The organism is Photobacterium sp. GB-210, from assembly GCF_003026075.1.
Classification (GTDB): Bacteria; Pseudomonadota; Gammaproteobacteria; order Enterobacterales; family Vibrionaceae; genus Photobacterium.
Genome location: NZ_PYNU01000003.1, coordinates 135,491 through 158,732 on the forward strand (window position 1 = coordinate 135,491; position 23,242 = coordinate 158,732).

At 42.7% G+C, this 23,242-nt stretch carries 21 protein-coding genes; 11 read left to right on the top strand and 10 right to left on the bottom strand.

Going from position 1 to position 23,242, the window contains the following annotated elements; all coding sequences use genetic code 11:
* The first annotated feature begins 80 nt into the window (after positions 1–80).
* Positions 81–2,678: a bifunctional aconitate hydratase 2/2-methylisocitrate dehydratase gene (acnB, locus tag C9J38_RS07645; RefSeq protein WP_107206571.1), complete on the top strand. Its 2,598-nt coding sequence runs from the start codon at positions 81–83 to the stop codon at positions 2,676–2,678.
* Positions 2,679–2,759: 81 nt separating this feature from the next.
* Here acnB and C9J38_RS07650 read toward each other — a convergent pair whose 3' ends face one another.
* The gene (locus C9J38_RS07650) at positions 2,760–3,893 is read right to left on the bottom strand and encodes a glycerate kinase (RefSeq protein WP_107206572.1); all 1,134 of its coding nucleotides are present in this window, start codon (positions 3,891–3,893) and stop codon (positions 2,760–2,762) included.
* Positions 3,894–4,086: 193 nt separating this feature from the next.
* Between C9J38_RS07650 and C9J38_RS07655 the strand changes: the two genes are divergently transcribed.
* The 6 genes from C9J38_RS07655 (at position 4,087) to C9J38_RS07680 (ending at position 10,305) form a co-directional block, all read left to right on the top strand.
* On the top strand, positions 4,087–4,455 hold the full coding sequence (locus C9J38_RS07655; protein WP_005371287.1) for a YacL family protein: 369 nt from the start codon (positions 4,087–4,089) through the stop codon (positions 4,453–4,455).
* Between the two features lie 211 nt (positions 4,456–4,666).
* Positions 4,667–5,005 carry a P-II family nitrogen regulator gene (locus tag C9J38_RS07660; RefSeq protein ID WP_008987933.1) on the top strand — a complete coding sequence of 113 codons (339 nt, stop codon included), beginning with the start codon at positions 4,667–4,669 and terminating at the stop codon, positions 5,003–5,005.
* Positions 5,006–5,055: 50 nt separating this feature from the next.
* Complete coding sequence (locus C9J38_RS07665) at positions 5,056–6,285, top strand: ammonium transporter (protein WP_107206573.1); 1,230 nt, start codon at positions 5,056–5,058, stop codon at positions 6,283–6,285.
* Positions 6,286–6,460: 175 nt separating this feature from the next.
* A complete protein-coding gene (locus tag C9J38_RS07670; protein WP_107206574.1) occupies positions 6,461–7,474 on the top strand; it encodes a Fe(3+) ABC transporter substrate-binding protein in 1,014 nt (337 codons plus the stop codon).
* Positions 7,475–7,639: 165 nt separating this feature from the next.
* On the top strand, positions 7,640–9,268 hold the full coding sequence (locus tag C9J38_RS07675; RefSeq protein WP_107206575.1) for an iron ABC transporter permease: 1,629 nt from the start codon (positions 7,640–7,642) through the stop codon (positions 9,266–9,268).
* Complete coding sequence (locus C9J38_RS07680; protein WP_107206576.1) at positions 9,268–10,305, top strand: ABC transporter ATP-binding protein; 1,038 nt, start codon at positions 9,268–9,270, stop codon at positions 10,303–10,305. The genes C9J38_RS07675 and C9J38_RS07680 overlap by 1 nt, the downstream gene beginning before the upstream one ends.
* Before the next feature lie 82 nt (positions 10,306–10,387).
* On the opposite strand, the gene C9J38_RS07685 is transcribed toward C9J38_RS07680, so the two are convergent.
* Positions 10,388–10,996 carry a TetR/AcrR family transcriptional regulator gene (locus C9J38_RS07685; RefSeq protein ID WP_107206577.1) on the bottom strand — a complete coding sequence of 203 codons (609 nt, stop codon included), beginning with the start codon at positions 10,994–10,996 and terminating at the stop codon, positions 10,388–10,390.
* A 224-nt stretch (positions 10,997–11,220) separates the two neighbouring features.
* Between C9J38_RS07685 and hpt the strand changes: the two genes are divergently transcribed.
* Entirely contained in the window at positions 11,221–11,748 is a 528-nt protein-coding gene (gene hpt, locus C9J38_RS07690) for a hypoxanthine phosphoribosyltransferase (RefSeq protein WP_107206578.1), read from the top strand.
* A 49-nt stretch (positions 11,749–11,797) separates the two neighbouring features.
* On the opposite strand, the gene can is transcribed toward hpt, so the two are convergent.
* The gene (can, locus tag C9J38_RS07695; protein WP_105060977.1) at positions 11,798–12,487 is read right to left on the bottom strand and encodes a carbonate dehydratase; all 690 of its coding nucleotides are present in this window, start codon (positions 12,485–12,487) and stop codon (positions 11,798–11,800) included.
* Between the two features lie 117 nt (positions 12,488–12,604).
* Here can and C9J38_RS07700 point away from each other — a divergent pair, with 117 nt between their 5' ends.
* Positions 12,605–13,537, top strand: coding sequence for an ABC transporter ATP-binding protein (locus C9J38_RS07700; protein WP_107206579.1), 933 nt, complete (start codon positions 12,605–12,607; stop codon positions 13,535–13,537).
* Positions 13,534–14,304: an ABC transporter permease gene (locus C9J38_RS07705; RefSeq protein ID WP_107206580.1), complete on the top strand. Its 771-nt coding sequence runs from the start codon at positions 13,534–13,536 to the stop codon at positions 14,302–14,304. The genes C9J38_RS07700 and C9J38_RS07705 overlap by 4 nt, the downstream gene beginning before the upstream one ends.
* Positions 14,305–14,373: 69 nt before the next feature.
* On the opposite strand, the gene panC is transcribed toward C9J38_RS07705, so the two are convergent.
* From panC to sfsA, 7 genes are all read right to left on the bottom strand, one after another.
* Positions 14,374–15,261 carry a pantoate--beta-alanine ligase gene (gene panC / locus C9J38_RS07710; RefSeq protein ID WP_107206581.1) on the bottom strand — a complete coding sequence of 296 codons (888 nt, stop codon included), beginning with the start codon at positions 15,259–15,261 and terminating at the stop codon, positions 14,374–14,376.
* A gap of 10 nt (positions 15,262–15,271) precedes the next feature.
* Positions 15,272–16,066: a 3-methyl-2-oxobutanoate hydroxymethyltransferase gene (gene panB, locus C9J38_RS07715; protein ID WP_107206582.1), complete on the bottom strand. Its 795-nt coding sequence runs from the start codon at positions 16,064–16,066 to the stop codon at positions 15,272–15,274.
* Positions 16,067–16,091: 25 nt separating this feature from the next.
* Positions 16,092–16,577, bottom strand: coding sequence for a 2-amino-4-hydroxy-6-hydroxymethyldihydropteridine diphosphokinase (gene folK, locus C9J38_RS07720; RefSeq protein WP_107206583.1), 486 nt, complete (start codon positions 16,575–16,577; stop codon positions 16,092–16,094).
* Positions 16,574–18,007 (bottom strand): polynucleotide adenylyltransferase PcnB, encoded by a 1,434-nt coding sequence (gene pcnB, locus C9J38_RS07725; RefSeq protein WP_255418453.1) that lies wholly within the window; start codon positions 18,005–18,007, stop codon positions 16,574–16,576. The genes folK and pcnB overlap by 4 nt, the downstream gene beginning before the upstream one ends.
* A 54-nt stretch (positions 18,008–18,061) precedes the next feature.
* On the bottom strand, positions 18,062–18,946 hold the full coding sequence (gene gluQRS, locus C9J38_RS07730; protein WP_107206585.1) for a tRNA glutamyl-Q(34) synthetase GluQRS: 885 nt from the start codon (positions 18,944–18,946) through the stop codon (positions 18,062–18,064).
* Positions 18,947–19,257: 311 nt separating this feature from the next.
* Positions 19,258–19,707, bottom strand: a complete 450-nt coding sequence (gene dksA, locus C9J38_RS07735; RefSeq protein ID WP_006647288.1) for an RNA polymerase-binding protein DksA — start codon at positions 19,705–19,707, stop codon at positions 19,258–19,260.
* Positions 19,708–19,836: 129 nt separating this feature from the next.
* Complete coding sequence (gene sfsA / locus C9J38_RS07740; protein ID WP_107206586.1) at positions 19,837–20,550, bottom strand: DNA/RNA nuclease SfsA; 714 nt, start codon at positions 20,548–20,550, stop codon at positions 19,837–19,839.
* A gap of 113 nt (positions 20,551–20,663) precedes the next feature.
* Here sfsA and hrpB point away from each other — a divergent pair, with 113 nt between their 5' ends.
* Positions 20,664–23,162, top strand: a complete 2,499-nt coding sequence (gene hrpB, locus C9J38_RS07745) for an ATP-dependent helicase HrpB (protein ID WP_107206587.1) — start codon at positions 20,664–20,666, stop codon at positions 23,160–23,162.
* Positions 23,163–23,242: the final 80 nt, after the last annotated feature.

The window sequence follows — 23,242 nt, forward strand, 5'->3', positions numbered from 1 at the left end:
ATGATTATAAGAATCTAGAGATCACTCACTTCCAAGGATGTTTGGCCTATGGTGCCAGACCGTAATATGAGGAATATGTCGTGCTTGAAGCCTACCGTAAACACGTCGAAGAGCGTGCTGCTGAAGGGGTTGTTGCTAAACCATTGGATGCTGAACAGGTTGCCGCTCTTGTTGAGTTACTAAAAAATCCGCCAGCAGGCGAAGAAAGTGTTCTGCTGGATCTACTAGAAAATCGTATTCCCCCGGGCGTTGATGAAGCGGCATACGTAAAAGCGGGTTTCCTTGCTGCGATCACTAAAGGTGACGCGCAATCACCTATCGTAAGTAAAGAAAAAGCCGCAGAGTTACTCGGCACAATGCAAGGTGGTTACAATATCGAACCACTTATTTCTTTGCTTGATGATGACACGCTAGCTCCGATTTCAGTTAAAGCGTTATCTCATACATTATTGATGTTTGATGCGTTCTACGATGTAGAAGAAAAAGCAAAAGCAGGCAATGTATTTGCTCAGCAAGTTCTCCAATCATGGGCTGATGCTGAGTGGTTCCTATCTAAACCAGCATTGGCTGAAAAAATCACCCTGACTGTATTTAAAGTCACAGGTGAGACCAACACCGATGACTTATCACCAGCACCTGATGCATGGTCTCGTCCAGATATCCCACTTCACGCGCTTGCGATGCTGAAAAATGAACGTGAAGGTATCGTGCCTGATCAACAAGGCTCTGTGGGTCCGATCAAGCAAATCGAAGCGTTAAAAGAAAAAGGTCATCAGCTTGTTTATGTTGGTGATGTTGTAGGTACAGGCTCTTCTCGTAAGTCTGCGACTAACTCTGTGCTTTGGTTCATGGGCGATGATATCCCTTATGTACCGAACAAGCGTGCGGGTGGTTATGTTTTAGGTGGCAAGATCGCTCCTATCTTCTTTAATACGATGGAAGATGCAGGCGCACTACCGATTGAAGTTGATGTAACTCAACTCGCGATGGGTGATGTGATTGATGTGTACCCATTTAAAGGTGAAGTTCGTCGTCACGAAAGTGATGAGCTAGTGTCTACTTTTGGGCTAAAAACGGATGTGCTGATTGATGAAGTACGTGCGGGTGGTCGTATTCCATTGATCATTGGTCGTGGCCTAACCGATCGTGCGCGCCAATCATTGGGTTTACCATCATCGGATATTTTCCGTCGTCCTGTTGCGGTTGAAGATAGCGGTAAGGGTTATACTTTAGCGCAGAAGATGGTAGGTAAAGCATGTGGTGTTGAAGGCGTTCGCCCAGGCACTTACTGTGAGCCTAAGATGACAACGGTAGGTTCGCAAGATACCACAGGTCCTATGACTCGTGATGAATTAAAAGACTTAGCATGTCTTGGTTTCTCTGCTGAACTTACGATGCAGTCGTTCTGTCATACCTCGGCTTATCCGAAACCGATTGATGTTAATACTCACCACACATTACCTGATTTTATTATGAATCGTGGTGGTGTATCACTTCGTCCGGGTGATGGTGTTATTCACTCATGGCTAAACCGTATGCTACTGCCTGATACCGTTGGTACAGGTGGTGACTCACATACCCGTTTCCCATTAGGTATTTCATTCCCAGCTGGTTCTGGCCTTGTCGCTTTTGCTGCGGCAACAGGTGTTATGCCGTTAGATATGCCTGAATCTATTCTGGTTCGCTTTAAAGGTGAGATGCAAGAAGGTATCACGCTACGTGATCTGGTTCATGCGATCCCATACTACGCGATTCAGCAGGGTCTACTGACCGTTGAGAAAGCAGGTAAGATCAACGAATTCTCTGGTCGAGTACTGGAGATCGAAGGTGTTGAACACCTAACGGTTGAGCAAGCATTTGAGCTATCAGATGCATCGGCAGAGCGTAGTGCGGCAGGTTGTACCGTTAAGCTTTCTGAAGAGTCGATTGCAGAATACTTAAATTCAAACATCGTGATGCTGAAGTGGATGATTTCTGAAGGTTACGGCGATCGCCGTACCATTGAACGTCGTATTACCGCGATGGAAGAGTGGTTAGCAAATCCAGAGCTAATGACAGCAGACAATGATGCTGAATACGCACACGTGATTGAAATTGACTTGGCAGATATCAATCAGCCAATTCTATGTGCGCCAAATGATCCTGATGATGCGCGTTTACTGTCTGACGTTCAAGGTACACAAATTGATGAAGTATTTATCGGTTCATGTATGACGAACATTGGTCACTTCCGTGCAGCAGGTAAACTACTAGAGAAATTTGGTGGTCAGCTAGATACACGTTTGTGGGTTGCACCACCAACGAAGATGGATAAAGATCAGCTAACAGAAGAAGGTTACTACGGGATCTTTGGTCGTGCTGGGGTTCGTATTGAAACGCCGGGATGTTCATTGTGTATGGGTAACCAAGCACGTGTTGCTGATAAGGCAACAGTAATGTCGACATCAACCCGTAACTTCCCGAACCGTTTGGGTACTGGTGCGAATGTTTACCTCTCATCAGCAGAGCTTGCAGCTGTTGGCGCTATTTTAGGTCGTATTCCAACGAAAGAAGAATACCTAGAATACGCGAAACAAATTGATGCAACGGCGGCAGATACTTACCGTTACTTAAATTTCCATCGTATGGAAGATTACACCAAGAAAGCGGATGATGTGATCATTCAAAAACCAGCTTAATCATTGTGCTTAGTTTTGATTAAATAATAAAAAACGCCTCGAATGTTCGAGGCGTTTTTGTTTGTATGGGAAAAGTTTTTGTTAGCGAACTATTGCGTAAGTTGCAGCCACATTACGTGCCGTAAGCTCAACGTTAATTGCAGCTTCTGCTAGTGCTTCAGTCAAACTTACCGAGCGTGGTACGACACTGAATACCGCATCAATCCCGTGGTCATACACGGCATCACAGTCGTAAGATAGGCACCCTGCAATACCAATGACAGGTTTGTTGAAACGTTTTGCTGTGCGTGCGACCCCAATTGGGGTTTTACCGTGAATCGTTTGGCTATCAATGCGGCCTTCACCTGTGATCACTAAATCAGCGTCTTTTAATACGTCTGCTAAATTGACCGCATCCATGACTATTTCTATTCCTGAACGTAACTGCGCGTTAAAGAATCCAAGCAAAGCAGCCCCCATACCGCCAGCAGCACCCGCCCCAGCCCTGTTTTTTACATCACGACCTAAATCACGTTTAATAATTTTGGCGTAATGGGCAAGGTTAGCGTCAAGTTGATCAACCATTTCCGGAATTGCACCTTTCTGAGGGCCGAAGATCCGTGATGCGCCTTTTTCGCCACACAGTGGATTATCGACATCACATGCAACTTCTAATTTTACTTTAGCAAGACGAGGATCGATATCACTAATATCAATATGGTGTAAGCGAGCTAACGCACCGCCGCCGAAGCAAATTGGGTTGTTGTTTTCATCCTGTAGACGTACCCCCAACGCTTGTGCCATCCCTATACCACCATCGTTAGTTGCGCTACCACCGATACCGACGATGATGTGTTCAACTCCTTTATCTAATGCTGCGAGAATTAATTCACCAGTCCCAAAGCTGTTGGTTAACATGGGGTTTCGCTGCTCAGGGCTAACAAGATGTAAACCGGAAGCTGCAGCCATTTCAATAATCGCGGTTTTTCCATCCCCCATTAAGCCGAAGAAGCCATTCACTTGTTCGCCTAACGGTCCTGTTACTGTGCACTCAATAATGCGACCGTTGCTAGCATCCACCAATGATTGAACTGTGCCTTCACCACCATCAGCCATGGGAAGCTTTATGTATTCAGCGTTTGGTAATACTTGGCGGAAACCGTTTTCAATCGCGGTAGCCACTTCCATTGCCGTTAAGCTTTCTTTGTAAGAATCAGGAGCAATAATAATTTTCATAATAATGAGCTCTAAACGAAGAGAAGGAATACGAGCATTTTTGTTATGGTTACGTCATTGTGTAGCACGATTTGCGTCTACTTGTGGTATTGAGTTGCATTTCTTGAGTAGATCCTGACAATGGGCGGCAGCATATAGGCTGTATTTTATCAGCTTATTAAAGCAAGAAGATCATCTATGAGGAACGAAAGGTATGGACTACGAATTTAAAAAAAATACCTTGGACGGTACTTATCACGCTATTTTCTCTATGGGTCATGAAGTATTGGGTCGTTGGATCATTGAAGAAATAGGTAAGGATACCGAGAAGCTCGATCTCATCATGGATCAACTTAGTGCAATGAAAAACAGTAGCCAAGAATGGCGTTTAGTGGGGGAAGAATTAACCCTATTATTGCAAGATAATGAAGCCTTGGTTCAAGCTAACTGTTTGTTTTCAGAAGAAGAGGAAGACTTTGAAGAGGATTTTCATTTCTATGATGAAGAAAGTCTTTCTGTTTGTGGTTTTGAAGATCTTGAGCAAGTGTTAGAAGGTTGGCGTACTTTTATTGCGCGTTTTTAATTTTCTTATCGAGCTTTAAAAATAGAATTGATTTGAGGCGTTTTTATGCTTCATGTTAGTGAGGAGGCTGCACTGTGATGGTGCAGCCTTTTTTCGTTAATTTTCTTTAAATATCTTAAGTTATTGAATTTTAATGTAAATAAAAGTTGGCACAATGCTTGTTTGTTAAATAACTGTAAACATCAAGGATTGGGTATTTGAGGAGCAAGCAATGAAGATAATTAACGCCATTATTAAGCCATTTAAATTAGACGACGTACGTGAGGCATTAGCCGATGTCGGTGTAGAAGGTATGACCGTCTCGGAAGTCAAAGGATTTGGCCGACAGAAAGGGCATACAGAGCTTTACCGTGGTGCTGAATATCAGGTTGATTTTTTACCTAAGGTGAAAATTGAAATTGCAACGCAAGCTCAGAATTTAGATGCCATTGTTGAAGCTATCAGCAATGCCGCACAAACCGGGAAAATCGGTGACGGCAAAATTTTTGTTTACGATCTTGAGCACGCGGTACGTATTCGTACCGGTGAAGTGGACACAGAAGCACTGTAGTTCACAACAATAAAAGAATTGATGAATTGGGTTATTAGGGGAAGACGACCATGGAATTATCAACAACAGTAATAGAATTACGTTATGCGTTAGACACATTTTTCTTTTTGCTCTCTGGCGCATTAGTGATGTGGATGGCGGCAGGTTTTGCGATGTTAGAAGCAGGCCTTGTACGTTCGAAAAACACCACTGAAATTTTAACTAAAAATATTTGTTTATACGCTATCGCTTGTACCATGTATCTATTGGTTGGTTACAACATTATGTACGTCGATAATAGTGCGGGTGGTTGGTTACCCTCGTTTGGAGCATTAATTGGTACGCAAGCTGAAGGCGCTGATCACTCTTTAGAATCTGACTTCTTTTTCCAAGTTGTCTTCGTTGCGACTGCGATGTCTGTTGTTTCTGGTGCGGTAGCTGAACGTATGAAGCTATGGTCATTCTTAATCTTTTCTGTAGTGCTAACAGCGGTTATCTATCCTGTAGAAGGTTACTGGACATGGGGTGGTGGTTTCCTATCAGAAGCAGGCTTTAGCGACTTTGCAGGTTCAGGTATTGTACATATGGCAGGAGCTGCAGCAGCACTAGCGGGTGTATTGTTACTGGGAGCACGTAAAGGTAAGTATGGTAAAAATGGCGAGATTTACCCAATTCCGGGTTCAAACATGCCACTTGCGACATTAGGTACATTTATTCTGTGGTTCGGTTGGTTTGGTTTCAACGGCGGTTCACAGTTAATGGTATCTGACTTTGAAAACGCAACGGCTGTTGGTCAAATTTTCCTAAATACGAATGCCGCAGCTGCCGCTGGTGCCATTGCAGCACTAGCAGTATGTAAAACAACATGGGGTAAAGCTGATTTAACTATGGTGTTAAACGGCGCGTTAGCCGGTCTTGTAGCTATCACGGCCGATCCATTATCGCCATCACCTGTTGCTGCGTTAATTATTGGCGTGGTTGCTGGTGCATTAGTTGTGTTTAGTATCATTGCGCTTGATAAAGTGAAGATTGATGATCCAGTAGGCGCGATTTCAGTACACGGTGTATGTGGTTTATTTGGTCTAATGGTCGTGCCATTTAGTAATGCTGATGCAAGCTTTATGACTCAGTTATTTGGTGCTGCGGTTATCTTCGGTTGGGTGTTTGCAGCAAGTTTAGCGGTATGGGGTGTACTAAAAGTCACGGTTGGTATTCGCGTAACAGAAGAGGAAGAACTGGAAGGTATGGATTCACATGATTGTGGTGTTGACGCCTACCCAGAATTTGTTAGCGTGAAATAAAATATAAGTAATTGATTAATTTATAGATAAAAACTCGCCACCTAGAAATGGGTGGCGAGTTTTATTTTTGATTGTAATAAATTGTAACTACTGGATTGCGAAGGTAAGTGTTTTACGTATAATGAATCTTATTGAGAAACGTTATCATTACATTTTGCATTTAAGGGAATAATCAATGAAAAAGCTTTTAGCTTCAGCAATCCTTATGGGTTTAGCCGCTCCTCAAGTTGCCACTGCGGCTGAAGAGGTTAATGTTTATTCATACCGCCAACCTTTCTTAGTTGAGCCTATGTTTAACGAATTCACAAAAGAAACTGGTATTAAAGTTAATGTGAAATTTGCTAAAAAAGGTCTTGCTGAAAAGCTTGAGCAAGAAGGTGAATACAGCCCTGCTGATGTTGTCCTAACAACCGATATTAGCCGTTTGGTAGAGCTATCTGATAAGAAATTAGTTCAGCCAGTGGATAGCAAGCTGATTGATGGTAATGTTCCTGCACAGTTTCGTGATAACGAAGATGAGTGGTTTGCTCTAACATTGCGTACGCGAAACGTATATTCATCAAAAGATCGTGTAGGTAAGCTACCAGCGTCTTTTGATTATGCTGATTTAGCAAAGCCTGAGTGGAAAGGTAAAATTTGTACACGTTCAGGTAAGCACCCATATAATGTTTCACTCGTTTCATCGATGATTGCACATTACGGCGAAGCAGAAACGAAAACATGGTTAGAAGGTGTGAAAGCAAACCTTGCTCGTAAACCTCAAGGTAACGACCGCGGACAAGTTAAAGCGGTTAAAGAAGGCCTATGTGATTTAGCGATTGGTAACAGCTACTACCTAGGTAAGATGGTTAACGATGAAAACCAAAAACCATGGGCTGAAGCGGTTTATATTAATTTCCCAGGTCAAGAAGGTAATGGTACGCACGTTAACGTAAGTGGAATGGCAATGGCGAAATACGCGCCAAACCAAGCTAACGCACTTAAGTTAATGGAATTCTTAACGTCTGATAAAGCACAAGAAATGTACGCTGAAGTGAACTATGAATACCCAGTTAAAGAGGGTGTGAAGCGCTCAGAGCTTGTGGCATCTTGGGGTGATTTTAAAGCTGATGATGTATCACTAGACAAGATTGCACAGTACCACAATGCAGCAACAAAACTGCTGGATGAAGTGAAGTTTGATCTGTAATTAGTTACAAAATAAATGGGGTGCTAAGCCCCATTTTTGCATCATGCTTGGTAAATTTCACAATAAGTTGTGGTAGTTTCCTCTTCCCATCACTAGGGAATGTCGATACTTAATCTTGCCGTTTTTCTTATGGTTGAGATATTGGAAAATACTAAGTAGTAGTCAATGAAAGAAAAGTTTTTGTTCTGGAAAGCCGGTAGTTGGACCTTTGCTCTGCTACTGGTTTTTCCCATTCTGGCAATATTTTTTACCGCAATGGGTAATTCAGATGAGGTGTTTGGTCACCTAATGAATACGGTGATGCCTACCTATGCCTTTAATACTGTTGCTTTAGTTTTTGGCACGGTACTGTTATCTCTGTGCTTCGGTCTTCCTACTGCTTGGTTAATGGCAATGTGCCGTTTACCAACTGAAAAAACACTTCAATGGGCACTTGTTTTACCTTTAGCTATGCCTGGCTATATTGTTGGTTACCTCTATACTAATTGGTTTGACTACGCGGGCCCAATTCAGATTTTTTTACGTAGTATGTTCGGCTGGCAGCATGTTAGTGACTACTGGTTTCCTGACCTTCGCTCATTAGGCGGGGCATGTTTTGTTTTAGCATTAGTACTGTATCCTTATATTTATCTTCTTGTTCGTGCTGCTTTTATGGAGCAGAGCGTCAGCTTATTGCAATCAGCACGTTTGCTTCGTTGCACACCCTGGGAAAGTTTCCGCCGTATTTCACTGCCGTTAGCACGTCCGGCTATTGCTGTTGGGGTGTCGCTTGTGGCGATGGAAGCATTAGGAGATTTTGGTACGGTTAGTTACTTTGCCGTTAATACACTAACGACAGCGGTTTATGATACGTGGCTAGGTTATTCTAATCTTTATGCTGCCGCGAAAATCTCAGCCATCATGTTGCTTGTTATTTTCTTTTTGATCAGTTGTGAGCGTTTCAGTCGTCGTAAGCAAAAGATGTTTCAACATCAATGCGATAACGATGGGGATGTTAAGTACAACTTAAGAGGATGGAAAAAGTGGCTAGCACTCGTATGGTGTTGGGGGCTTGTTGGCTGTGCTTTTATTTTTCCTCTGTTACAACTGGGTTATTACGCTGTTGAGTATTTTAGCCAAAGTTGGACGCCTGAATTTAAACAGTACAGCTTAAATAGCTTATTTGTCTCGATCACTGCTGCTGTTATAGCGGTAATGTTAGGGCTTTTGGTTAACTTTTATCGACGCCTTGATGGTAACGGTCTTAGCCAAATACCAATCCGTTTATCGTCATTAGGCTACGCAGTACCGGGTACTGTGTTGGCGATAGGGGTGATGATCCCACTAACCAGTGCTGATCATCTGGTTAATGATATTGCGATTAGCTTAGGGCTAGGTCGTCCGGGGTTAATTTTCTCAGGCTCGATATTCGCGATTATTTTTGCCTTTGTGGTCCGTTTTGCTGCCGTTGCGATTGGTAGCATTGAAACAAGTTTAACCAAAGTATCGCCATCATTGGATATGGCGTCGAAAACCATGGGTTATGCCTCAACGGCGATGTTGAGAAAAGTCCATTTGCCGTTAATACGTCGGGGTTGTTTAATTGCGGGGTTACTGGTGTTTATTGAGTCGATGAAAGAGCTCAATGCAGCTTTGTTGCTGCGGCCATTTAATTTTGAAACCTTAGCGACTTACGTATTTAATTTTGCGTCAGATGAACAGCTAGAGCTAGCTGCATTACCGGCTATTTTGCTGGTGGTTGTGGGTTTAATTCCCTTGGTATTGGTTAACCGATCTTTGGAGCAAAAGAACTAATGAAACATGCATTATCTGTCAGCGGCTTAACCTGTAGTTACCATGGTCAGGCTGTGTTGCAAGACTTATCGTTAGCGGTTAACTCTGGTGAGATCGTTTGTCTGCTAGGCGCAAGTGGCTGTGGTAAGACAACGCTGTTAAAAGCGATTGCAGGATTGCTGCCTTTAGAACAAGGCTTAATGTCGATTAATGGGCGGACAATTGTTGATAAGCAGCAATGGGTACCACCAGAAAAACGTAATATTGGGATGATTTTCCAAGACTATGCCTTGTTCCCGCATTTAACCGTGGCGCAAAATATTGCCTTTGGTCTACGCCATTGGGATAAAGCCCGTACAGACGCCAAGATCCAAGAAATGTTAACCTTGGTGCATTTAACAGGGTTAGAGGATCGTTATCCACACCAATTATCAGGAGGACAACAGCAACGTGTCGCGATTGCTCGGGCACTGGCGTGTGAGCCTGATTTGATTTTGTTAGATGAGCCATTTTCTAACATAGATACACAAGTACGACATAGTTTGATTCGTGATATTCGAAAAATCTTTAAAGCGCAGGGAGTGACAGCGATCTTTGTTACCCATAGCCGTGAAGAAGCTTTCGCTTTTGCTGATAAAATGGCAGTAATGAATCATGGTGTGATTGAACAATTTGGTAGTGCTACAGAGTTGTATTATCAGCCAAGTAGTCGATTTGTTGCTGATTTCCTCGGTACCGGGTCTTACCTTCCAGCGACGGTAAAAAATCAAACGCGTTTGCTGACACCATTAGGTGAGTTAGCGTTAGCGTCTAATGAAACGTTACTTGATGAGACGTCTGTTGATTGGCTATTAAGGCCACAAAACTTGCGTGTCATGCTACAAAACGATGGTGATGGTGAAATTATCGAACAACAATTCATGGGAGATAGCTGTCGTTATACGGTTGATTTTTCAGGTTATAAATTGATTGTTAATTCAAATTTATTGATGAATGTTGGCGATCGTGTTGCAGTTGAAGTTGAGCCCCATTTACCAGTGGTGTTTGCGGTTGCGTAGCTGTTTGCAAAGAGATAGTTGAGCTCAATTTTGCTAATAATAAAGCCTGCATGATGCAGGCTTTATTATTTATGCACTTGAATTAGCGATTTAAAGCTAATGCTTCAAGGTAGATTTCAGCTTGTTCTTGGAGTGCAGTTTGATCTGGCAGTAAATTAGCTTGGATATAAATTACGTAACAAATACCGTGTAATAATTTCGCTAAATCATCGGCTTTTTGTGCGGTAGTAATTTCACCGTTATCGATAGCTTGGGCAAACGCATCACGTACTTTATGAAGGTTATTACGGTTGGTTTCAACAAATTGTGGCCATACTTCATCACGTACCGAAGTACTCCATTCAAACCATACTTTAATCCAATCTTGTTGCTCTAAAACTGTATCGATAAGATTGTGGCTAATGCAGGTTAAACGTGCATGCAGTGTCTTGTTTTTATCACCTAAACATTCTTCTAGTAATGCACTAAACTCGTTTTCAACTTCAATGAGTACTTGTTCAACCAGTGACTCACGGGTTGGAAAGTAATTAAACACAGTTGCAACAGAAACGTTTGCCATTTCAGCGATATCAGCATGCCCTGCACGACCGATACCTCTTCTGGCAAAAACTTCTAATGAGTAATCAAGAAGTTGTTGTCTTCTCTTTTCAGGTGAAAGACGAGTACGGGTTTTTTTTGTAATCGTATCCATAATTAATAATCCCTAGCCTAAGAATAAAAACTGTTTATGCATCTGCTTTAATAAAGCTAGGTTACATAATAAACAACTGTTCGGCAAATATAACTAATCTAAAGTGTTTCGGATTATTGACACTATTGATTAAATAACCATTATTTCTGAGGAGTGGTACAATGCGATTCCTTTGAAATAAGTAGCCTGTGATGGCTAGTGCAGTCGCACAAGTGGAGAAGAAAATGAAACATACAATTGAAGTAATGATTTCTGAGCAGGAAGTTCAAGAACGTGTTAAAGAGCTAGGCAAGCAAATTACTGAGTGTTACAAAGATTCAAAAGATCTAGTGATGGTAGGTTTATTGCGTGGTTCTTTTGTGTTCATGGCAGATCTTGCACGTGCGATTGACTTGCCTCATGAAGTCGATTTTATGACTGCATCAAGCTACGGTAATACGATGGAAAGTAGTCGTGATGTGCGGATTTTGAAAGATCTTGATGATGACATCAAAGGCAAAGATGTACTGCTGGTAGAAGATATTATCGATACCGGTAATACATTACATAAAGTGTACGAGATTTTATCGCTGCGTGAACCTAACTCGATTCGTATCTGTACCTTACTTGATAAGCCAGAGCGTCGTGAAGTGGACGTGAAAGTTGATTGGCACGGTTTTGTTATTCCTGATGAATTCGTTGTGGGTGTCGGTATCGACTACGCACAAAAATACCGTCATTTACCTTTCATCGGTAAAGTGGTTCCGGAATAAAAAAAAGCGACCTGATGGTCGCTTTTTTTATCATGATCGATTCTAAAGCTTAGTTAGTTTTTTCAGTAATATGATCATTGATAGACTGTTCTAACGGTGGCAGCAGTGAAGACATTGCCGATTGGTAGCCGACTTCAAGCGTTTCACGACTGGTTGAGGTAACACCAAGATCTTTAAGTACGCCATTGCTTGTACTATAGATCCAACCATGGATCTTCACTTCTTGTCCGCGTTCCCATGCTTGCTGCAAAATGGTTGAGTTACCCAAGTTATAGACTTGCGAGGCTACGTTAATTTCAGATAATTTATCATCCCACTCTTGGCGAGGAAGGGCACCTAAATCAGTACGGTGCTTTAAGTAAAGGTCGCGAATATGCAGTAGCCAGTTATTGATTAAACCTAGCTGTGGGTTTTCAATGGCTGCGGTAACGCCACCACAGCCATAGTGACCACAGATAATAATATGTTTTACCTTCAGTACATCAACAGCATACTGAACCACGGATAAACAGTTAAGATCGGTGTGGATCACTTGGTTGGCTACATTTCGGTGGACGAATAATTCACCAGAGACAAGTCCCGTTAAACGTTCTGCGGGAACACGACTGTCTGAACAACCGATCCAAAGGTATTGTGGATGTTGTCCTTTTGCCAGTTCGGTAAAGTAGTCAGGATCTTCATTTTTAATGTTCTCTGACCAAGATAGGTTGTTTGCGAAGAGCTGCTTAATATCTGCCATGATGATACCTTATATTGATATGTTCCTTACTATACACAAGCTTCGCTAATAGCAAATCGGATTAGTGATAGATAATTAATAATTCCTTTTAATTTTGTAACAGAAAGATTGCAATTTATGAACGCTTTAGAAATAAAAAATGTAAGAAAAACTTACAAAGGCGGTGTGGAAGCTTTAAAGAATATGAGCTTAACCGTTGATGAAGGGGATTTTTTTGCGTTATTAGGGCCTAATGGTGCGGGAAAATCGACCACTATTGGCATCATTAGCTCACTGGTGAATAAGACCTCGGGCTCGGTAAAAATCTTTGGTTATGATTTAGACTCTGAAAAAGTCGATGCGAAAAACCAGCTAGGGTTAGTGCCACAAGAATTTAATTTCAATCCTTTTGAAACGGTTGAGCAAATCGTGATTAACCAAGCAGGTTATTACGGTGTAGAGCGATCGCTTGCTAAAGAGCGTGCTAAGAAATATTTATCACAGCTTGATTTATGGGGTAAGCGCAGTGAGCGTGCGCGTAATTTATCCGGTGGGATGAAGCGTCGATTAATGATCGCTCGTGCATTAATGCATGAACCTAAGTTGCTGATTTTAGATGAGCCAACCGCGGGTGTCGATATTGAATTACGCCGATCTATGTGGACGTTTTTACGTAAAATAAACCAAGAAGGGGTGACGATTATTCTTACCACTCACTACTTGGAAGAAGCCGAAATGCTGTGTCGTAATATCGGTATTATTAATCATGGTGAATTGATTGAGCATACCTCAATGAAACACTTATTGGGAAAGCTTGAATTAGAAACGTTTATTTTAGATATCAACCCGCAACAGACGCCACCAAACTTGATTGGTTTTAATATTCTATTGGTTGATAGTGCGACGTTGGAAATTGAACTGAAAAAAGGCGAAAGTTTAAACCCTGTATTTAGTCAATTAACAGAGCAAGGGATTGAGGTTAAATCGATGCGCAATAAGAGTAACCGTTTAGAGGAATTGTTTGTCACTTTGGTACACCAAGCACAGAATAATAAAGGGGTTGAGGCGTGAAGAAACAATATTGGATCGCTTTTAAAAGCTTAATTGCCAAAGAAATCCATCGATTTACACGTATTTGGGTGCAAACGTTAGTCCCTCCTGCCATTACCATGACCTTGTATTTCATTATTTTTGGTAACTTAATTGGTAGCCGAATAGGTGATATGGAAGGGTTTAGTTATATGGCCTATATCGTTCCAGGTTTGATCATGATGTCAGTGATCACTAATTCTTATTCTAATGTAGCGTCTTCTTTTTTTAGTGCTAAATTTCAGCACAACATTGAAGAGTTATTGGTTGCGCCAGTTCCTAACTACATCATTATTGCCGGTTATGTCGGTGGTGGTGTCCTACGTGGTTTAGCTGTAGGGACATTAGTTACGATTGTATCATTGTTGTTTGTAAAGCTTCACATTGCACATATTGGTGTGATTGTAGCCACCGTGGTAATGACATCGATCGTGTTCTCATTAGGTGGTTTAATTAATGCGGTATTTGCCCGCACGTTTGATGATATCAGTATTATTCCAACGTTCGTGCTAACGCCGTTGACCTATCTTGGTGGGGTGTTTTACTCGATCAATCTACTGCCTGAATTTTGGCAAGGTGTATCGAAGATCAACCCAATCGTTTATATGGTGAATGCCTTCCGTTACGGCTTTCTTGGCGTCTCTGATGTGGGAATTGGTACATCGTTTGCTGTATTGAGTGTTTTTGTTATTGCGTTGTATAGCGTGGCATACTATCTAATATCACGCGGTATTGGATTACGTTCATAACGTGATATTTGAGATAAAAAAATACCGCTTAATGAGCGGTATTTTTTTATTAATCGTTATTACTAACGTTTATTCAGCGACATCTTCATCTGATGTTTGAGTCGGTCCCAAGTCAACAACTTGGTTATCAATCAGGCGGACTTTACCTAATTGAGATGACATCAAGATCACTGCTTGCTGAGTTCCTTCGGTGACAGGCAGTAAGGTGACTGCATCACGAATGAAACATTTATCAGGCTGTAAACCTGCCGCACGTAATTGATCATTGGCATCGATTACAAGCTCGTCATAGTCAGTGCGACCACCACGCATTTGGCTACTGACCCAACGCATAGTACGGGCAAGTACTGGCGCTCGTTGACGTTCATCAACGGTTAGTTTGCCATTGCGCGAGCTCATGGCTAAACCGTCCATTTCACGTACTGTAGGTACACCAACAATTTTGATATCAAGCTCAAGGTCGATAACCATTTGACGAATAAGCGCCAATTGTTGGAAGTCTTTTTCACCAAAGCAGGCTACATCTGGCTGAACAATATTAAAAAGTTTATTAACTATGGTTGCTACACCACGAAAATGACCAGGACGTAATTCGCCTTCTAAGATGCTAGATAGGACTGGCACTTCAACAAATGTTTGATTGTCTAAGCCGGCAGGGTACATAACCTCTGGCGTTGGTGTGAATACCACATCAACCATATTTTGTTGACTTAGTTTTGCAATATCTTGCTCTAACGTACGTGGGTACGTTTGTAGATCTTCTGCCTTATCAAACTGCATTGGATTAACAAAGATACTAGCAACAACAACATCGGCATGTTTACGTGCTTTACGCATTAGCGTTAAGTGGCCTTCATGCAAATTACCCATTGTTGGAACAAAAGCGATACGGCGACCCTCACGGCGCCAGGTACGAATTTGCTCTCTTAGTGGGGCAATCTCGGCGAATGTTTGCATCTTTTATTCCTTATTCAAAGGTATGTTGAGAGCCTGGAAATTCACCTGTCTCAACATCTTTAATATATTTAGTGACAGCCGCACGCATGTCGCCAGTTTCTGCGAGGAAGTTTTTCGAGAACTTCGGCATATAATTGGCAGAAATACCGAACATATCGTGCATAACTAGAATTTGACCATCGGTACTGTTACCTGCACCAATACCAATCACAGGGATCTCTACTGCTTTGGTAATGCGCTCAGCAAGGCTAGCTGGTACACATTCAAGAACAATGATCTGTGCGCCTGCATTTTTTAATAGGATAGCGTCTTTAACCATTTCATCGGCTTTGTCGAGATCACGGCCTTGTACTTTGTATCCACCAAAAATATTGACTGATTGTGGTGTTAAACCGAGGTGAGCACAAACAGGGACGGCACGTTCAGCTAGCATAGAAATGGTATCTGCTAACCATGCACCGCCTTCTAGTTTGACCATATTAGCGCCAGCACGCATTAGCTTTGCTGCATTTTCACAAGCTTGTTCTGGCGTTGCATAACTCATAAATGGCATATCAGCCATCAGTAATGCATTGGGGCTACCCGCACGAACACTACGCGTGTGGTAAGCGATTTCTTCTACAGTAACAGGAAGCGTATCTTCACGGCCTTGTAAAACCATGCCAAGAGAATCACCAACCAGTAATACTGGCATTTCCTGCTGCTCAAATAATTGAGCAAAACTTGCATCGTATGCAGTGACTGATGCGAACTTACGACCTTCTTGCTTCCATTTCATGAGATCGTTGATAGTAATTTTCTTCATAGCTTTTCCTCGCCCTGATAGATTTTTATTTTTGCCAGATAGCTAAGCCATTTAGGTCTACCTGATCCAATAGAGTGGATAAAGGGGTGTTGTCAGGTAGGGTTAACTTAGGGCTTATCTCAGCTAACGGGTAGAGTACAAATTCTCGTACTTTCATACCGTAATGTGGAACGGTTAAACGTTCACAGTGGTGCATGAGATCACCGTATAACAGAATGTCGAGATCCAAGGTTCTTGGCCCCCAACGTTCATTTTTACGTACTCGACCATGTTCAAGTTCAATGGCTTGGGTTTGATCAAGTAATGCGAGCGGCGCTAAATCGGTATCGATTGCTACCACGGCATTGATATAATCGGGTTGGTTCTGCGGTCCCATCGGTGTACTGCTATATAGGGATGAGACAGCAATGACCGTCATATCGGGATGTGCGTGTAACGCATCAATGGCGCTATTAGCTTGGGCGATAGGATCGCCCAAGTTACTGCCTATTGCGATATAAGCTCGGATCATGATGATTTCGGCTGTGGCTTTTTACGGCGTTGCTGCGGACGGCGACGACGTGGGCGACGACTGCCACTTTCATTCAGGTTTAGCACCATTTTACCGCGTTGGTTGCGATCCACGTTTTGGAATTCACTCCACCATTGCGCTAACTCTTTAACATCATGACCTTCAAATAGGGCACGCATTTCTAAGAAGTCGTAAGCGGCACGGAATTTAGGATGTTCCATGGTTTTAAACGCACGCTTGCCACTGCGACGAGCAAAACGTAATTGCTGTTGCCAAATATCGCGAACTGTCGTGGTATGGCGGCGTGGGATCGCAATCGTACGAACTTGATCATCAAGAATATCGTTACTAGCCACCATAAAGGCGTCGTAGAACGATAAACCACTAGCAAAAGACACTTCTTCTGCTCGGATCATCATTGGATACCACAGCATTGCCGCATAGATAAAGGCAGGGTTTACGCGTTTATCTTCTGCAATACGCTTATCGGTAGATGCCAAGATGTGCTCAATCATCTTCTCTGTTTGGCTGCTGTTATCTTCAGTAAAGTGCTCGGCCAAAATAGGGAAAAGTTGTTGGAACAGGTTGTATTCGCGTAGCATACGGTAGGTTTCTAAACCTTGCCCTGATTGCAGCAGTTTGAGGCTTTCTTCGAACAAACGTGCCGATGGAATATCTAGCATGAGTGGCGCAAGATCTTTGATCGGTGCTGCCGTTGCAGGATCTATTTCCATGTCTAGTTTCACCGCGAAACGTACTGCGCGTAGCATACGTACAGGATCTTCACGGTAACGGGTTTCAGGATCACCCATTAAGCGAACAATACGATTGTTAAGATCGTGAACACCGTTGGCGTAATCGGTCACCGTAAAATCTTTCACACTGTAATACAGTGCGTTGATGGTGAAATCACGACGCTCTGCATCTTCTTCGATCGTGCCGTAGACGTTGTCACGAAGTAACATACCTTCTTGGCTACGCGACGAGATTTGCGGTTTTTGTTTGCTATCTTTTGGTGTCGTCGTTTGTACTGGCGCGTCGGAATGGTGTCCGCGGAATGTTGCCACTTCAATAATGTCACGACCAAATAGGATATGGGCAAGACGAAAACGACGACCAATTAAGCGACAGTTACGAAATAGCTTTTTAATGTCTTCTGGTGTTGCATTGGTTGCAATATCGAAGTCTTTAGGTTGTTTGTCTAGTAGTAAATCACGTACGCCGCCACCTACTAAGTAAGCGTCGTAACCGGCTTTGTTTAGACGATATAGTACTTTCAGCGCATTTTCGCTGATATCTTTACGTGAAATGCTGTGCTCTTGGCGTTGGTAAACTTGCAAAGTTTGTTCCTCTGGAACGCGAGTACTACTGTCGCGATTCAATACTTTACGGCAAAAGCTGGCTACTCGATTAAAGATAATACACCCCATTATGTGCATCTGGTTCAACAAACAGCCGTATATAATATATCACGGCAGACTATTTTAGAATGCTAGTGTGATAGCGGTGGTTTTTGGTAGCTTATCGAGCTGCCAATGTTCAACGCCCCACAATAAAATTTCTTCTACAGTTAGTTCAGCAAGTTCTGCTGGCGGCGCAAGGCCTAAAAATTGTAGCGCTGCAACTAAAGCCGGGCGAGGATTGTTTTTATCAATCGCTGGCGCATGGTTTTGTTTTGACAATTTATTGCCATTTTCCGTTACAGCGAGCGGTAAGTGTAAATAGCTTACAGGGGCATGACCAAGTTGTTGGTATAAGCCGATTTGACGTCCCGTAGGTTCAATTAAATCAGCACCACGAACAACTTCAGTGATCCCTTGTTCGATATCATCAAGCACAACCGCAAGATTATAAGCAAATAACCCGTCTCGACGTCGAATGATAAAATCCTCTCCCGCAACAGTCGTTGGTAGGGCGATTTGACCATGTAATTGATCATCGAAAAGAGTGATAGGTTTGTCCACTTTTAAACGAACAGCACTGTCTTTAGGCTGTTGATTGAGGTTACGACAGGTACCTGGGTAAAAACCGCCAGCTTCTTTGATTGCTTTACGACTACATTGACAATAATAAGCATCGCCTTGGGCTAACCATTGGTCGATTTGACTTTGGTATGCATCATGACGTTGGCTTTGATACATAATTCCACCGTCCCACGTAAAGCCATAAGCTTCAAGAGTACGAAGAATATCATCTGCAGCACCTGGCATTTCTCGTGGTGGGTCGAGATCTTCCATTCTGACAATCCAGCGCCCTTGGTGTGACTTGGCTTGCAAGTAGCTACCGAGTGCGGCTATCAATGATCCGAAATGAAGTGGCCCTGATGGTGATGGCGCAAAGCGTCCTATATATTGTGTCGTCTGTGTCATAAATTATGAACAATAAAGCAGCCTAGACCTGATTAGGTGACTAGGCTCGGCGTTAAAATATGTTGACCAGAGCTAGGGGATACTGCTGCAAGGCAACCCTCCAAACTGAATAAGACTCTTAATACAGAACCTTATTCAGTTTGGTGCGAGCTAATCTTAAGCTCAATTGAGCGTGATTAGAGCGCAAGCAATGTTCAACATGGATAAGTCGCGCTAATAATAGCGCCACACAAATTAAATCGCACGTTAGTGTAAACGAAAGAGGGAGCTTTCGCTCCCTCTAAAATTAGGCATTAACGCAGGTGACGTAATTAGCCTGCCATTTGCTTTTCTTTGATTTCTGCAAGTGTCTTACAATCAATGCAAAGTTCTGCTGTTGGACGAGCTTCTAAACGACGAATACCGATCTCGATACCACAAGAGTCACAGAAGCCGAAATCATCTTCTTCAATGCGCTTTAGCGTTTTTTCGATTTTTTTGATCAGTTTACGTTCACGGTCACGGTTACGTAATTCAAGGCTGAATTCTTCTTCCTGAGCTGCACGATCGACAGGATCTGGGAAGTTAGCGGCCTCGTCTTGCATATGGTTTACTGTACGATCAACTTCTTCACGAAGCTGATTACGCCATGCTGAAAGAATCTTATGGAAGTGATCGCGTTGAGCTTCACCCATATACTCTTCACCAGCTTTTTCCTGGTAAGGTTCAACCCCAGCAATAGCCAGGATGCCTAGTGATTTTTTAACGTTGCTCTCTGGCATATAGCATCTCCTAATGTACCTAATAACCGTCACTGGTTAATTTTGGGCGGTATCTATAGCAGAAAGGGTTGGCTGTGGCAATTAATGTCTTTCTTCAATTCTATACCAATGTGAAGAAACCATCATTTTTCAGTTTGAATGACGAAATTCTATACAATTAGTCAGCTTGATTTGCTCTTTATTGAGCTCTGCTTTGTAGCAAAGAACCTCAACACCAGCCTTCACTGCTTGCGTTAATAGCTGAGCGTATATTGGATCAATATGATCAGCTACTGATACGTTATCAATTCCCGAATGTAATACTGCAAATAAAAGCACCGCTCTGTTGCCTTGATCGACCATCTCCATTAACTCTCTAAGGTGTTTTTGGCCTCGAGTGGTTACGGCATCAGGAAAATAACCTTGTCTATCTTTCCCTAATAAGGTGACGCTTTTTACTTCAATATAGCAGGGTGGTCGACTTTCTGACTCAAGTAATAAATCAATGCGACTATTTTCAGTGCCATATTTAACTTCAGCTCGCAGTGATGTGTAACCTGTTAGTTCATCAATTACGTCATTTTTAATGGCTTCTTCCACTAATCGATTGGCTTGAGCTGTGTTGACACAAATCCAATCATTACTCAGTGTTTGAGTGAGCTCCCAACTATTGGGGTATTTACGTTTTGGATTATCAGAGGTGGAATACCAAACGGTACTGCCAGGCTCGGCACAACCGGTCATGGCACCTGTATTAGCGCAATGGATAGTGCGAATGTCATTATTATCAAGTTCAATATCGGCTAAAAAACGCTTATAACGTTTGATCAGTTTGGCCGCTTGTAAAGGTTGCGCAAATTTCATAGTTCTCTCAGTGGCTGATTATTGTTTTTCGTTGTAGGTTACCTTTTCGCTACAATGGCAATTAAAGGCATGGCATTAGCCGATAAATTCGATCATGACATAAGGTACTTAGCTTGTCACAACTCCCAATAGTAGACGTATTACCCAATTTATTATCAGCACTGACATCTTCATCTCAACTGATTTTAAAAGCGCCACCGGGGGCAGGTAAGTCGACATTTCTACCGCTTTCATTATTACAACAAAATATGTTTACCGGACGTATTGTCATGTTAGAGCCAAGACGATTAGCTGCAAGAAATATTGCGGGATATTTAGCTCGTCAGTTAGGTGAGAAAGTTGGGGAAACGGTCGGCTTACGTGTACGAGGTGAAACCAAAGTCAGTGCAAAGACCAAGCTTGAGATTGTCACCGAGGGGGTGATGACACGGATGCTGCAACAGGATCCTGAGCTGACTGGCATTGATTTACTGATCTTCGATGAATTTCATGAGCGTTCTATTCACGCCGATACCGCATTAGCGTTAGCACTCGAAGTACAGCAAGCGCTTCGCGATGATTTAAAGATTTTGGTGATGTCAGCAACCTTATCTCAGCAAGCATTGATAGCGCTATTGCCTGAGGCAAGTTATATCGAATCACAAGGACGCTGCTTCCCTGTTGAATATCGCTACGCTGGGCAAACTGAGCCGAGAGATCTTATTGAAAAAATGGCACAAGCAATATGCCAATTACTCAACACTGAATCAGGATCTATGCTGGTATTTTTACCGGGTGTCGGCGAAATTAAACGGTTAGAGCAAGCGTTACAGGATCGTATCGATAATAAAACTATGATTTGTCCGCTCTATGGTCAATTGAGTATTGAACAGCAGCAACAAGCGATCAGTACGCCAATCAATGGGCAACGTAAAGTGGTGTTGGCGACGAATATTGCTGAAACCAGTTTAACCATTGAAGGTATTCGATTAGTGGTTGATAGCGGGTTAGAGCGTATCGCACAGTGGGATCCAAAATCAGGTATTAGCCGCTTACAGCAAGTACGTATTGCACAATCATCTGCAGAGCAACGAGCAGGACGAGCTGGACGTTTATCGGCGGGTATTTGTCTGCGAATGTACAGTGAAGAGCAACTAAAGCGTCAACCAGCAACCCCGCAGCCTGAAATTTTACGTAGCGATTTAACCTCATTGGCAATGGAATTAGTGCAGTGGGGTTGTCACGATCCCGCTGAATTACAATGGCTTGATATTCCTCCCGCAATCGCATTGCAACAATCTCGTGAATTATTGGTACAACTCGGCGCCATAGATACGCGAGGTCAACAAACTGAGCGAGGAAAACTGATCCAAGGTTTAGGTGCCGACCCTCGTCATGCCGCGATTCTAGCCTTTGCCCTTGAACGCTACCGAGCGCAACAGGATGAGACAATATTGTCGACAGCAGCCATGCTTGTGGCGTTATTAGAAGATCCGCCGCGAGGGATGGACAATCCGGATCTCGGTTTTCAATTACATTTATTGGAAAGTCAAAAGCTTGTCAAATCGGGGCATTATTGCCAGCGGGCGAAACAAACCCGACAAAAACTTTATCAACACCTTGATGACAAACCTAAGAGCACGTCATTAATAGTGAATAACCTATGGTTAGGTGCATTGTTAGCAGCAGGTTTTCCTGATCGTATTGCGATGACACGTAACTATGATGGACGTTATCAGTTGGCAAACGGCCAAGGTGTGATACTCGATGTTGATCAAAATTTAGCATCTGAACATACCTTGGTGGTGGCGGATGTGGTGAAAACACGGCAAGGTGACAGTCGAGTATTTTCTGCTGTGTCTGCTGATTTAGCCCAATTACAACTGATGCACCCTCAGTTATTTACCAAGAAAGACTGGCTGGATTGGGATGATAAAAAAGGGCGCTTAAGTGCTGAGCATCGGATCTATTGTGGCAAACTCATCGTTAGTCGAGATATTGCTGCCGATCCTGATCCCGCGCTTACCAGTGAAGCGTTGGTTAATGCAATAAAACGCAAAGGGTTATCGGTATTAACGTGGACAGATAAAGCCTCTTCATTGCTGACACGTGCACGTTGTGCTGCTCGCTGGTTACCTGAACTTGAGCTTCCTGCATTAGATGAAACAGATTTACTTGAAGCGGCTGATCGTTGGTTACTGCCTTATATGAATGGGATCAAAACCATGAAAGGTGTCGCTAAGTTAGATGTAGTTAGCGCATTAGAAGCGTATTTAGGTTGGGATAAAAAGCAACAAGTCGATTTGCTACTGCCTACGCATTATCAAGTACCAACAGGGACGACGATAAAGATCCGATATCATGAGCAACAGCAACCCGTGCTTGCGGTGAAGTTACAAGAAATGTTTGGTGAAAAAGTGTCGCCTTGTATTGCTAATGGCAAAGTGGCATTGGTATTGGAATTATTGTCTCCCGCACAAAGGCCACTGCAAATTACCCAAGACTTAGCTGCTTTTTGGCAGGGCTCTTATAAGGAAGTACAAAAGGAAATGAAAGGTCGATACCCTAAACACCCATGGCCGGACGATCCTGCTAATCATGTACCTACACGTAAAACCAAAAAGTATATCTAGCAATAGACCTGTATATATAATCAGGTATAGTGTTCATTATTAGCCATAATCACGTTTTTAGGAGCAATGGTTGTTGCTCC